We start from the raw sequence: 10561 nt of genomic DNA, 5'->3' as shown, positions 1-10561 counted from the left end.
TGATCGCCCGCAACGAAACCGGGCTGCGCTGAGACGCAGGGCCGCGCCGCCGCAATGGCGGCGCGGCGGTAGGTCCACGCCACGCGTGGATGATGGTCATCCAGATGACGTCATTGCCGTTGGCCTGCAGAGACGCATGCTGCTCTAATGCAGTCCGTTTCTTCGAGGATGACGACGTGATCTATCGCGGTTGGGGAATCATGACGCTGGTGACGCCGATTGCAGCGATCCTGCTGCTGGCGTACTTCTTTCCGCATGACGGCCCCAAGGGCAATACTCCGCTGTCACAGGTTCTGTTGGGCGCAGGCCTCGGCGCAGCGGTGAACGTGGTGCTGGGCCTGTGGCTCAACCGTGCGCCGCGGCAGAAGGGGGAGGCCGCGCCCCACCATTTCTTCTTCGTACCCATGCAGTGGGCCTCGCTGATTCTGGTGGCGGTGTGCGCCGTGGTCGCGGTGATGCGCTGAGGCGTTGCCCGAACAGCGCCAACCCAGGTTGACGGATATCGGCCATGCCGTTATTCCGGTAGATGCCAACCTGGGTTGGCATGAATTCAATTGTGGCAATAAAAAGGCCCCGGATCGCTCCGGGGCCTTCTCGTTCTCAGCGCAGCACCGGATCAACGATCCGGACGATGTGCGGCATCCGCATCGCGCTGGCGTTCCATGAACTCCTTGGACGGTTCGTCCAGCTTGTCGCCCAGCATGCGGCGCACGACCACGAAGAACACCGGGATCATCAGCAGGCCGAGCAGGGTGGCGAACAGCATGCCGCCGATCACGCCGGTACCGATGGCGTGGCGGGAGTTGGCGCCGGCACCGGTGGAGATCGCCATCGGGATCACGCCCATGATGAACGCGAACGAGGTCATCAGGATCGGGCGGAAACGCAGGCGCGCCGCTTCGATGGTGGCATCACGCAGGTTCTTTCCTGCTGCGCGCTGCTCCACCGCGAACTCCACGATCAGGATCGCGTTCTTCGCCGCCAGGCCGATCACGGTGATCAGGCCGATCTTGAAGAACAGATCGTTGGGCAGGCCGCGCAGCATCGACAGGCCGAGGGCACCCAGCACGCCCAGCGGCACCACCAGCAGCACCGCCACCGGGATCGACCAGCTTTCATACAGGGCGGCAAGGCACAGGAACACCACCACGATGGACAGCACCAGCAGCAGGGTCGCAGCGTTGCCGGCCAGGATTTCCTGGTAGGACATGCCCGACCAGTCGTAGCCGAAGCCGGCCGGCAGGTCGTCGTTGACGATGCCTTCCATGGTCTGCATCGCCTCACCCGAGCTGGTGCCCGGTGCCTGCGAACCGACGATGTTGATCGCCGAGTAGCCGTTGTAGCGGCTCAGCGACGGCGGCGCCGACACCCATTCGGACTTGACCACCGTGTTCAACGGGATCATCGCGTTGGTGCCATCGGCGTTCTGGGTCAGGCTGGACGGGCTGTAGAAGCTCTTCAGCGATTCCTGGCCAGTGCGGTACGGACCATCGGCCTGCATGGTCACGCGCTTGATGCGGCCTTCGTAGAAGAAGTCGTTGACGTACACCGGGGCCAGCATCAGCTGGATGGTGCTGTACACGTCCGACACCGACATGCCCATCGACTGCGCCTGCACACGGTCCACGTGCAGCTGCAGCTGCGGCGCGTTTTCCAGGCCGTTGGGGCGCACGCCAACCAGGTGGTCCGGCTTCTGCGCGGCCTGGCCGAGCAGGATGTTGCGGGCCTGGGTCAACTGTTCGTAGCCGGCACCGCTACGGTCCTGCAGCCACATGTCAAAGCCACCGAACTGGCCGAGGCCCTGCACGGTGGGCAGGTTGACCACGAAGATCTGCGCTTCCTTGATGCCGTAGAACGCGCCGTTCATGTTCTGGATGAACTCGGGCGCGGTGAACTTGCGTTCCTCCCACGGCTTCAGGCGGATGAAGCCCATGCCCACGTTCTCGCCGGAACCGACGAAGCTGAAGCCGGCCACCTGCAGCATGCCTTCATAGCCATCCTGCTTTTCCAGGATGCCACGCATCTGCGCGAACACTTCGTTGGTCTGGCCCTTGGTCGAGCCCGGCGGCAGCTGCACGATCGCCAGCGCATAGCCCTGGTCCTCTTCCGGCAGGAAGCTGCCCGGCATGCGGGTGAACAGGAAGCCGCACAGCGCGGTCAGCACCACGAACAGGATCATCCAGCGCGGCGCATGGCGCACCGCCGAGGTGATGTGCCCCACGTAGGTGTGGCTGATCTTGTCGTAGTACTTGTTGAAGGTGCGGTAGACGATGTTCGGGTTGTCGTTGTGCGTCGGCTTGAGGAAGGTCGCGCACAGCGCCGGGGTGAAGCCCAGCGCCAGGAACGCCGAGAACGCCATCGAGATGGCGATGGTCAGCGCGAACTGCTTGTAGATCTCGCCGGCAGCACCGCCCTGCAGGGCGGAGGGGATGAACACCGCGGCCAGCACGACGGTGATCGCCACCACCGCGCCGGTGATCTGGGTCATCGCCTTCTGCGTGGCCGGCTTCGGCGCCAGGCCCTCCTCGGTCATGATGCGTTCGACGTTCTCGATCACCACGATCGCGTCGTCGACCACGATGCCGATCGCCAGCACCATCGCGAACAGCGTCAGCTGGTTGATCGTGAAGCCGATCATCCACATGCCCAGGAAGGTACCGAGCAGCGCCACCGGGATGACCAGGGTCGGGATCAGCGTGGCGCGGAAGTTCTGCAGGAAGATCAGCATCACCAGGAACACCAGGAGCACTGCTTCAAACAGTGTCTTGACCACTTCCTGGATCGAGATCTTGACGAAGGTGGTGCTGTCGTACGGCGAGAACCAGGTGACGCCGGCCGGGAAGCTGGGCTGCAGCTCGTCCATCTTGGCGCGCACCGCTTCGGCCACGTTCAGGGCGTTGGCGCCCGGCAGCAGCTGGATGGCGAAGGCGCCGGTCGGCTTGCCGTTGTACTGGGTGTCGAAGCCGTAGTTGTTGGCACCGAAGGCGACGCGGGCGATGTCCTTCAGCAGCACGCGCGAGCCATCAGCGTTGGCACGCAGGATGATGTTCTCGAATTCCTGCGGCGAGCTGAAGCGGCCTTCGGCCGAGACCGTGGCGGTGAAGTGCTGGCCTTCCGGCGACGGATCCGAACCCAGCGCGCCGGCGGCGAACTGCACGTTCTGCGCACGCACCGCGGCCAGTACCTGGCTGGCCGACAGGCCGTAGCCCTGCATCTTTTCCGGGTTCAGCCAGATGTTCATGGCGTACTCGGAACCAAACTGCTGGGTGCTGCCGACGCCGGGGATGCGCGAGACCTGGTCGAGCACGCGCGAGCCCACGATGTCGTTCAGCGCGTCACGGTTGATGGTCGGGGTATCGGACTGCAGCGCCACCACCATCAGGAAGCCGGCGTTGGCCTTGGCCACCACCACGCCCTGCTGGGTGACTTCCGAAGGCAGGCGTGGCGTGGCCAGCGAGACCTTGTTCTGCACCTGCACCTGGGCGATGTCCGGATCGGTACCGGTCTCGAAGGTCAGGGTGATCTGTGCACGGCCGTTGGAGGCGGACGAGGAGCTGAAGTACAGCAGGTGATCGATGCCGGTCAGCTGCTGCTCGATCACCTGGGTGACCGACTTTTCCGTGGTATCGGCGCTGGCGCCCGGATAGGTCGCCGAGACGGTGACCTGCGGCGGGGCGATGTTGGGATAGGACTCCACGCCCAGGTTGAGGATCGCGATCACGCCGCTGAGCGAGATCAGGATCGCAACCACCCAGGCGAAGACTGGATGTTCGATGAAAAATTTAGGCATGACGGAAGGTTCCCGTTACTGCTTGTTCGAATCGGTGGCGGCCGGCTTGGCCGCATCGGCCTGCTCGGGCTTGGCCGCGTCGGCCGGTGCCTTGCCTGCAGCCGGTGCAGCGCCCGCCGGGGCGGCGCCGCCTGCGGCCGGCTTGCCGTTGGCGTCCTGGCCAGGGGTCCACGGCTTGGCCACCGCCGGTGCACCTTCCTTGACCTTCTGCACGCCGGCCACGATCACCTTGTCACCGGCGGCCAGGCCGTCGCTGACCAGCCAGTTGCCGTTCTGCGCGCCATCGGTCTTCACGTTCTTGCGCACGACCTTGCCGTCGGCGCCGACCACCATCACGTAGCCGCCGGTGGTATCGCGCAGCAGGGCCTGCTGCGGCACCAGGAAGGCGTTGTTGCGCTCGCCCAGGTTGGCCTGGAAGCTGACGAAGGCGCCCGGCAGCAGGATCTGCTGCGGGTTCGGCAGCAGCGCGCGCAACGACACGGCGCCGGTGGCCGGGTCGACCGTGGTCGAGGAGAAGTCCAGCGTGCCCGGCTCACCATAGGTGGTGCCGTCGGCGAGCTTGACGTTGACCGTGGCCTTGCCGTCGCCGGACAGCGCCAGCGCGCCCTTGGCCTGCTGCGCGCGCAGCTGGGTCAGCTCGTCCACGCTCAACGAGAAGTTGACGTACAGCGGGTCGAGCTGGTCGACGGTGGTCAGCAGGGTCACATCGCCCTGGCCCACCAGCGCGCCCTCGGTGACCTGCTGCTTGTTGGCCACGCCACTGATCGGCGCGGTCACTTCGGCATAGCCCAGGTTGATCCGCGAGGAGGTCACTGCCGCTTCGGCCTGTTTGACCGCGGCCAGCGCGGTGCGCTCGGCCGATTCGGCGTTGTCCAGGTCGGACTTGGAGACGAACTGCTGCGGGGCCAGCGAGCGTGCGCGGTCGGCGGCGACCTTGGCGTTGGCGTAGGTCGCGCGGGCCGAGGCCAGCTGGGCCTCGGAGGCGTTGAGCGAGGCACGCAGCGGCGCCGGGTCGATCAGGAACAGGGTCTGGCCCTGCTTGACCTGCGAGCCTTCCTGGTAGACGCGCTTGAGCAGCACGCCCGGCACGCGTGCGCGGACGTCGGCGCTGCGGAACGGCGACAGGCGGCCGACCAGTTCGCGCTGCAGCGGCAGGGTCTGCGGCTTGGCGTCGATCACGCCCACCTCCGGCGGCGGGGGCGTCTGCTGTTCCGGCTTCTTGCAGGCAGCCAGCGCGACAGCAACGGCGCACGTCAAGGCAAGGGTGCGGAGTGGGGCGGTCATCAGGAGGAACTCCGGGGTTGGTTTGTAGACGGGGCCGGCGACGGCTGAGGCGCGAAGGCGCGCAGGAAGCTGTCGACGGAGAACTCTGCCCAGCGCCGACGCAAGAGCGCGTCATCACGGTGGGGGGTATGGAAGCGCTGTTTGTCGAAATCCTGACCGGCGATCATGCTCAGCAGCAGTTCGGCCATGAAGTGCGGGTCGTCATGCCGGAGCTGGCCCTGCATGCAAACGGTTTCAATCCATTCAGCAAGATGAAGCGACAACGCGCCGGCACCATGCCGGTACAGCGTACGCGCCTCTTCGGGAAACTGGGCCGCCTCGGCCGCGATCAGCCGGCAGGCCTGCCCTACGTGCGGTTGGTTGAAATGCTCCAGGAAGTCGGTGGCGAACTGGAGCAGGCTGGCACGCAGGTCGTCACTGCGGAGTGCACGAACCATGGCCCCGGTGGCGTGGCCGACGTGGCGCTGCATTACCCGGCGCAGCAGTTGCTGCTTGCTGCCATAGCGCGAGTAGAGGGTCTGCTTGGAACAGCCGGCATGCTGGGCCACCGCGTCCATGCTCATCTGGATGCCCTGCTGGGCCAGCAGTTCGCGCACGGCATCGAACACGCGCTCATCGCGTGCGTCGAGGGCAACGGGGAGGTAGGCCGGGTTCACGCGGTGGACTATACCGTCCAGTTCAGGATTGTGGAATCGAATCGGCGTCGCCGCGTGTGTCTTCCGGTAACACGCTTTGCCGATCCTGTCGGCAGTGCTGAAGCGGGCGCCAGCTCCATACCGGAGCGAACTGAATAGGCGTCTAAACCGCAGCAAACCCGAATCTGCTTATTCCGTCCTGCAGCAAGGCCTTTTCGTGCGGTAGGGCTACAATTTCATTTTCCCAACTGAGCAAGCGCATCGCTCTGCCATGAAACCGCAAAAAACCGCAGCCAAGACCGTGAAAAACAAGACGAAACCAGCAGAGTCGGAGGTCGCAGTGACCGCTGGTTTCTCCCTGGAGCCGGTGTACACGGCCTTGCGCAAGCGCTACCCCGCGGCCGCACAGGCCGAAGCAGTGGCCTTCGCCACTGACTTCTACAAGCGCATGGAGTCGGACGAGTTCCCGCACCACAGCGCTGAAGAGTGGGCCGCTCTCGCGGCTGAGACGCTGGAATTCGCCCGGGCCCGCAAGGCTGGCAAGGCCAACGTCCGCGTGTTCAATCCGACCGCGAAGGCCAACGGTTGGGAATCGCCGCATACCGTGCTGCAGATCGTCAACGACGACATGCCGTTCCTGGTCGATACCGTCACCATGTCGCTGGCCGAGCAGGGCGTGGGCGTCCACGTGCTGGGCCACCCGGTACTGCGTTTCACCCGCGACAAGGCCGGCAAGCTGGTCAAGGTCGGCGAAGGTGATGCCGAGTCGGTGATGCTGCTGGAAATCGACCGCCAGCCGGCCGATGCGATGGCTGCCATCGAGCAGGCCATCAACAAGGCGCTGGATGAAGTGCGTGCGATCGTGCGCGACTGGCAGCCGATGAAGGACAAGGCGCTGGCACTGGCCGACGACCTGGGCAGCCGCCAGCTGCCCGTCGACGACGCGTCGCGCAAGGAAGCACAGGAGTTCCTGCGCTGGGCCGCTGACAACCACTTCACCTTCTTCGGCTACCGCGAGTACCGCGTCGAGAAGCAGGGCAAGGAAGAGGTGCTGGCGCCGCTGAACGACACCGGCCTGGGCCTGATGCGCGGCAAGGACAAGTCCGCCGCCCGTCCGGTCAAGACGCTGGCCGCGCAGGGCCTGAATACCACGTCCGGTTTGAAGGATGCGCTGATCCTGACCAAGACCAATGCCCGTTCGCGCGTGCACCGCGCCGGCTACATGGACTACATCGGCGTGCTGGAGTTCGACGCCAAGGGCAAGATCATCGGCGAGCAGCGTTTCCTCGGCCTGTTCACCTCCAGCGCCTACAACCGTCGCCCGTGGGAAATCCCGCTGGTGCGCCAGCGCCACGAGCATGTGATGAAGCAGTCCGGGCTGGCCCCGGCCAGCCACAGTGGCAAGGCCCTGCGCCATATCCTGGAAACCCTGCCGCGCGAAGAACTGTTCCAGTCCAGCGAGGACGAGCTGTTCCGCACCGCGATGGGCGTGCTGGGCCTGCAGGAACGCGTGCGCAGCCGCCTGTTCCTGCGCCGTGACAAGTACAGCCGTTTCATCTCCGCGCTGGTCTACCTGCCGCGCGAGCGCTTCAACACCGACGTGCGCCTGCGCATCGAAGCGATGCTCAAGGACGCGCTGCACGGCGAGTTCGTCGACAGCTCGGTGGTGCTGGGCGAATCGCCGCTGGCGCAGGTTCACCTGATCGTGCGCCCGAAGCCGGGTGAAATGCTCGACGTCGATACCGCCGAACTGGAGCAGAAGCTGGCCCAGGTGCTGCGCAACTGGCAGGACGACCTGCGCGAAGCGCTGGTGAGCCGCCACGGCGAGACCGAAGGCCTGCGCATCGCCGCCCGCATCGGCAAGGCGCTGCCGGCCGGCTACATCGAAGACAACAGCACCGCCGTTGCCGCCAACGATGTCAGCCAGCTCGACGCGCTGACCGGCCCGGACGACCTGCGCCTGAGCCTGCAGGCCGTGCCGCGCGAAAGCGGCGATGGCCTGCGCCTGAAGCTGTATCGCCAGCTGGATGACATCCCGCTGTCGGACGCGCTGCCGATGATGGAAAACATGGGCCTGCGCGTGATCGCCGAGCGTCCGTACCGCCTGTCGGTCGACAACGCGCCGGTGTACGTGCAGGACTTCGAGGTCGAGTCGACCGCTGGCGTGATCGATGCCGCCAGTGTCGATGAAGCCTTTGGCGAGACCTTCGCCCGCGTCTGGCACGGCGACGCCGAGAACGACGGCTTCAACCGCCTGGTGCTGGCTGCTGGCCTGCACTGGCGCCAGGTCGCCATGCTGCGTGGCTACTGCAAGTACCTGCTGCAGACCGGCGTGCCGTTCTCGCAGGCCTACGTGGAAGGCACCTTCGCGCGTTACCCGCTGCTGGCCCGCCTGCTGGTCGAACTGTTCGAGGCCCGCTTCGATCCGGCTACCGGCCATGAGAGCAAGGACGACATCGCGGCCGGTCAGGCCCAGCTGAAGGCCCACTTCGATGTGCTGGCCGCTGGCGACGATGCCACCCTGAAGGTGCTCAAGAGCGTGGTCGATGCCCGCAAGGGGGACCGCGACGCGCAGATGCAGGCCGCTCGCGATGCACTGCTGAAGCTGATGGATCGCGTGTCCAGCCTGGACGAGGACCGCATCCTGCGCTCGTTCATGGGCGTGATCGACGCGACCCTGCGTACCAGCTACTACCAGACCGATGCCAACGGCCAGCACGGCCATGTCATCAGCTTCAAGTTCGATTCGGCGCTGGTGCCGGACCTGCCGAAGCCGCGCCCGTACCGCGAGATCTTCGTGTACGGCCCGCGCGTGGAAGGTACCCACCTGCGCTTCGGCGCGGTTGCGCGTGGCGGCCTGCGCTGGTCGGATCGTCGCGAAGACTTCCGTACCGAAGTGCTGGGCCTGGTCAAGGCACAGATGGTCAAGAACACTGTCATCGTGCCGGTCGGCGCGAAGGGCGGCTTCTTCGCCAAGACCCCGCCGGTGAACGGCGACCGCGATGCGATCTTCGCCAACGGCGTGGCCTGCTACAAGCTGTTCATCCAGGGCCTGCTGGACATCACCGACAACATCGTCAACAACAAGATCGTGCCGCCGGTGGATGTCGTGCGCCACGACATGGACGATCCGTACCTGGTGGTGGCCGCCGACAAGGGCACTGCGACCTTCTCCGACATCGCCAACGGCCTGGCCATCGCGCACGGCTTCTGGATGGGCGATGCATTCGCCTCCGGTGGTTCGGTCGGCTACGACCACAAGGGCATGGGCATCACTGCGCGCGGCGCGTGGGAATCGGTCAAGCGCCACTTCCGTGCGCTGGGCCGCGACAGCCAGAGCCAGGACTTCACTGCGGTTGGCGTCGGCGATATGTCCGGCGACGTGTTCGGCAACGGCATGCTGCTGTCTCGCCACATCCGCCTGGTCGCTGCGTTCGACCACCGCCACATCTTCCTGGACCCGAATCCGGATGCGGCCACGTCGTTCATCGAGCGTGAGCGCCTGTTCACCCTGCCGCGTTCGAGCTGGGCGGACTACGACACCAAGCTGATCAGCAAGGGCGGCGGCGTGTACCCGCGCAGCCTGAAGTCGATCGAGATCACCCCGCAGGTGCGCGAAGCGCTGGGCCTGGACGAGAACGTCAAGGCGCTGTCGCCGAACGATCTGATGAGCGCGATCCTGAAGGCACCGGTCGACCTGCTGTGGAATGGCGGCATCGGTACCTACGTCAAGGCCGCCAGCGAGCAGCACAGCGATGTCGGCGATCGCGCCAACAACGCGCTGCGCGTGAACGGTGGCGAGCTGCGCTGCAAGGTGGTGGGCGAGGGCGGCAACCTGGGCATGACCCAGCTGGGCCGCATCGAGGCTGCCCAGGCCGGCGTGCTGCTCAACACCGACTTCATCGACAACTCGGCCGGCGTCGATACCTCCGACCACGAAGTCAACATCAAGATCCTGCTCAACGATGTGGTGCGGGCCAAGAAGCTGACCGTCGAGCAGCGCAACAAGCTGCTTGCGTCGATGACCGATGAGGTCGCCGAGCTGGTGCTCAACGACAACTACCGCCAGAACCAGGCGCTGAGCCTGATGGAGCGGATGGCAGTCAAGCGCCTGGGGTCCAAGCAGCACTTCATCCGCACCTTGGAACAGCAGGGCCTGCTTGATCGCCAGATCGAGTTCCTGCCGTCCGATGCCGAGCTCTCGCAGCGCAAGGCACGCGGCCAGGGCCTGACCCGTCCGGAGCTGTCGGTGCTGCTGTCCTATTCCAAGCTGGTGGCGTTCAACCAGCTGCTGGATTCGGACATTCCGGAAGATCCGTACCTGTCCAAGGAGCTGCAGCGCTACTTCCCGACCCCGCTGCAGAAGAAGTACGCCGACGCGATGGAGCGTCACCGCCTGAAGCGCGAAATCATCGCCACGGCCGTGACCAACCAGACCATCAACCGCATGGGCGCCACTTTCCTGATGCGCATGCAGGAAGACACCGGCCGTTCCATCGCCGAGGTCGCCAAGGCCTACACCATCAGCCGCGAAACGCTGGATGCGCGTGCGTTGTGGGCACAGATCGACGCGCTCGACGGCAAGGTGCCGGAGTCGGTGCAGATCGACGCCCTGGAAGTGATCTGGAAGCTGCAGCGCTCGTTCGTGCGTTGGCTGCTGTCGCGCTCGGGCGCGATGCCGGGCATCACCGAAGCGGTCAACCGCTACCAGGGACCGTTCAACGACATCCGCGTCGCTTCGGCGCGGCGCGGCCAACTTTAGCGATGTGCGCAGCGCGGCCCTCAATGGCAGGCTGTCGCGGCCGATACGAGAAACTCCAACTACGGACGATCCCCATGAGCACCCATCCCC

The 10561-nt window shown here is 65.5% G+C and carries 4 protein-coding genes and 1 pseudogene; 2 read left to right on the top strand and 3 right to left on the bottom strand.

Going from position 1 to position 10561, the window contains the following annotated elements; translation table 11 throughout:
* Positions 1–92: 92 nt before the first annotated feature.
* On the top strand, positions 93–464 hold the full coding sequence (locus ABGA94_RS10265; protein WP_227844489.1) for a hypothetical protein: 372 nt from the start codon (positions 93–95) through the stop codon (positions 462–464).
* Positions 465–616: 152 nt separating this feature from the next.
* On the opposite strand, the gene ABGA94_RS10260 is transcribed toward ABGA94_RS10265, so the two are convergent.
* The 3 genes from ABGA94_RS10260 to ABGA94_RS10250 are packed head-to-tail and all read right to left on the bottom strand — an operon-like array spanning position 617 to position 5730.
* Positions 617–3790 (bottom strand): multidrug efflux RND transporter permease subunit, encoded by a 3174-nt coding sequence (locus tag ABGA94_RS10260; protein WP_005417430.1) that lies wholly within the window; start codon positions 3788–3790, stop codon positions 617–619.
* A gap of 15 nt (positions 3791–3805) precedes the next feature.
* Entirely contained in the window at positions 3806–5074 is a 1269-nt protein-coding gene (locus ABGA94_RS10255) for an efflux RND transporter periplasmic adaptor subunit (RefSeq protein WP_069139730.1), read from the bottom strand.
* The gene (locus ABGA94_RS10250; protein ID WP_005417420.1) at positions 5074–5730 is read right to left on the bottom strand and encodes a TetR/AcrR family transcriptional regulator; all 657 of its coding nucleotides are present in this window, start codon (positions 5728–5730) and stop codon (positions 5074–5076) included. The genes ABGA94_RS10255 and ABGA94_RS10250 overlap by 1 nt, the downstream gene beginning before the upstream one ends.
* Before the next feature lie 250 nt (positions 5731–5980).
* Here ABGA94_RS10250 and ABGA94_RS10245 point away from each other — a divergent pair.
* Positions 5981–10450 (top strand): annotated as a pseudogene (locus tag ABGA94_RS10245) (NAD-glutamate dehydrogenase); the annotation flags it as partial.
* Positions 10451–10561 lie beyond the last annotated feature (111 nt).

The sequence above is a fragment of the Stenotrophomonas sp. 3diitr2024 genome (assembly GCF_042136455.1).
Taxonomy (GTDB): Bacteria; Pseudomonadota; Gammaproteobacteria; order Xanthomonadales; family Xanthomonadaceae; genus Stenotrophomonas; species Stenotrophomonas sepilia.
Note: the sequence above shows the minus strand (reverse complement) of the source record. Positions and strands in the feature narration are given on the sequence as shown.